We start from the raw sequence: 2663 nt of genomic DNA, 5'->3' as shown, positions 1-2663 counted from the left end.
CCAGAAATTGTCCGAGTCCCAGTTTGAAGTGTAAATCGACACCTGTGCCTGACTGCACCTTCCGCTTGAAAGTCGTCCTGGTAACTGCCAGGACGTTCCTGCGGCGACTGTGACAGGGCAAGGTAATGAGAAATCCTTCGCTGCGTTATCTCACGCTCCTACGTGAGGGTGCTCGTGCTCATGGTCTGCCCGAGCACTGGCTGCGCTTCCTCGACGATGTGAAGCATGCACAATAAGCTTCCCGGATCCCAGGTTGCGGAACAGGGCGGCCATTCGATCTCGAAGACGAAGATCGCGATCGGCGCGGTGGTCGTGCTCGTCTTGGCTGGAGTTTACGGGTGGCTGTGGCAGTCCGGTGCGCTGGAGGCGCTCAGCAGTGAGCAGGCGCTGCGCGACCAAATTCAGCGGCTCGGCATCTGGGGACCGCTGGGAATCATCGCGCTGATGACCACGGCAATCGTCATAACCCCGAGTCCGAGCGGGCCGATTGCATTGGTCGCGGGAGCCGCCTTCGGGCCGGTCTGGGGCACGCTCTACATCGTGATCGGGGCTGAGGCTGGCGCGATCATCGCCTTCTGGATTGCCCGCTGTCTCGGATATGAGGCGGTGCAGCGCTGGTCCAAAGCAGGGCCGCTGCTGGAACGGCTCCGCCGAAGCCGATCCCAGTTGTGGCTGATGGCCATCGTGTTTGCCTCCCGGCTCGTGCCGTTCATCTCGTTTGATGCGGTCAGCTACCTTCTCACGCGATCCTGCTCTTTAGAAATCGGGAACTTACGGGTCTGAAACAATCGATGTCCTCGCGCAGATGGTCGATTGTTTCCTGCAAACGGGTCTGCATTTGCTGGGTGTGATGACGCGGATGGCGGTCTACTTCACTGGCCATGCGAGTCTCCTTTGTTCCGGGGTTTGCAATCCGCCTGCGGTCAGGCACGGTCAGCCCTCCGCTGAAACGGATTGCAGCCCCAACGGTCAGCGGATACAATCGGTTTCCAATATCGAGTTTCGATTGTGAGGGGCCGCTTGCGAAATTCAAAGGACTTTTTGAGAAACACCAATGGAGCATCAGGAACTACTCTCCGGATTGATCCGGCTCCACGTCCTGCATCATGCAGCCGAGGGCGATCTTTACGGACACTGGATGATCGAGGAGCTGGCGCATCATGGTTACAGGATCAGCGCCGGAACGCTTTATCCGATGCTTCATGCGCTGGAGCGCAAAGGCTATCTCGAATCCCGCACCGAGCGGGCGGGCCGCTCCCATCGCCGCATCTACAGAGCGACGCCTTATGGCGTCGAGGCGCTGAATATGGCGAAGGGAAAAGTCCGGGAGCTGTTTCGTGAAGTCGAACCCGGCGGCACCGACGCTTGACGATGTACCCGGCAACGCACCTCGGCGCGGCTCTAGCGGCGAGGTCTTTCTTGCCTTCCTGAAACTCGGGCTAACATCATTCGGCGGCCCGATCGCCCATCTCGGCTATTTCCGTGACGAGCTGGTCACGCGCCGCAAATGGATCGATGAGGCGGGCTATGCTGATCTCGTCGCCCTCTGCCAGTTCCTGCCCGGCCCGGCCAGCAGTCAGGTCGGCTTTGCCCTCGGATTGCTGCGCGGCGGCCCGCTTGGCGCTTTCGCGGCATGGGCGGCGTTTACGCTGCCATCTGCCTTGCTTCTCATGCTGTTCGCGTTCGGCGCAGCGGCGTTCGAGGGACCGGTGGGCGCGGGTCTTATACACGGCCTCAAAATTGTCGCCGTGGCTGTCGTCGCGCAAGCCGTCTGGGGCATGGCGCGCACGCTCGCGCCCGACCGGGAGCGGGCAAGCATCGCGCTTGCCGCCGTGCTGATCGTGATTTTTGCAGCCGGTTCGATCGGGCAAATCGCGGCTATCGTCATTGGCGGGCTTGCCGGGCTTTGGCTGTGCCGGGGCGGTCCCGTTCCGACAACAGGGCATTTGACCTTTGCCGTTCCCAGGCGCGTCGGGCTTGCCGCGCTCGCGCTGTTTTTCCTGCTGCTGTTCCTGTTGCCGGTTTTCTCGGCTGCGCTCACATCGCAAGGGCTGGGGCTGTTCGATTCCTTCTACCGGGCAGGCTCGCTCGTGTTCGGCGGCGGGCATGTCGTCCTTCCCCTGCTTGAGGCGGAAGTGGTCCGGCCCGGCTGGGTTGGCGAGGATGCTTTCCTGGCCGGATATGGCGCGGCGCAGGCCGTGCCGGGACCGCTCTTCACCTTCGCCGCCTATCTCGGCGCGGTCATGGGACCGGAGCCGGACGGTATCGCCGGGGCCGCAATCGCACTGATTGCGGTCTTCCTGCCCGGCTTCCTGCTGCTGATCGGCGCATTGCCGTTCTGGGATGCGTTCCGCTCCCGCCCGGTTGCGCAGGCTGCGATGCGTGGCGCGAACGCGGCCGTCGTCGGAATCCTCGGCGCGGCGCTCTACGATCCCGTTTGGACGAGCGCGATTCTAAGCCCTTACGACTTAGCGCTCGCCTTGACCGGCTTCATCCTGCTTACCGTCTGGAAAGCGCCGCCGTGGGTGGTCGTCGTGCTGACCGCAGCCGGCGGTGTCGCGCTCGGCCTGCTCTGAATCTCTCACGGCCAAGGAAGCGCCTTCGTGCAATTTGCCCTTTATATGGGTCTGCCTCACTTTGTGTGGAGATCGGACAATTGGATG

The 2663-nt window shown here is 62.4% G+C and carries 3 protein-coding genes; all 3 read left to right on the top strand.

What is annotated here, in order from left to right; all coding sequences use genetic code 11:
* The first annotated feature begins 225 nt into the window (after positions 1 to 225).
* Complete coding sequence (locus EP380_RS23320; protein WP_051796786.1) at positions 226 to 783, top strand: TVP38/TMEM64 family protein; 558 nt, start codon at positions 226 to 228, stop codon at positions 781 to 783.
* A 271-nt stretch (positions 784 to 1054) separates the two neighbouring features.
* Complete coding sequence (locus tag EP380_RS23315) at positions 1055 to 1369, top strand: PadR family transcriptional regulator (RefSeq protein ID WP_035228765.1); 315 nt, start codon at positions 1055 to 1057, stop codon at positions 1367 to 1369.
* Positions 1338 to 2576: a chromate efflux transporter gene (chrA, locus tag EP380_RS23310; RefSeq protein WP_035228762.1), complete on the top strand. Its 1239-nt coding sequence runs from the start codon at positions 1338 to 1340 to the stop codon at positions 2574 to 2576. Before EP380_RS23315 ends, chrA begins: the two co-directional genes overlap by 32 nt.
* Positions 2577 to 2663 lie beyond the last annotated feature (87 nt).

The organism is Nitratireductor alexandrii, from assembly GCF_004000215.1.
Lineage (GTDB): Bacteria > Pseudomonadota > Alphaproteobacteria > Rhizobiales > Rhizobiaceae > Mangrovimarina > Mangrovimarina alexandrii.
The sequence above is the reverse complement of the archived record's forward strand: the minus strand, read 5'-3'. Positions and strand labels throughout refer to the sequence as shown.

Bases quoted from the DNA above. Each gene is read 5' to 3' on its own strand.
- EP380_RS23315 (WP_035228765.1), top strand. From the start codon at position 1,055: ATGGAGCATCAGGAACTACTCTCCGGATTGATCCGGCTCCACGTCCTG.
- EP380_RS23320 (WP_051796786.1), top strand. From the start codon at position 226: ATGCACAATAAGCTTCCCGGATCCCAGGTTGCGGAACAGGGCGGCCAT.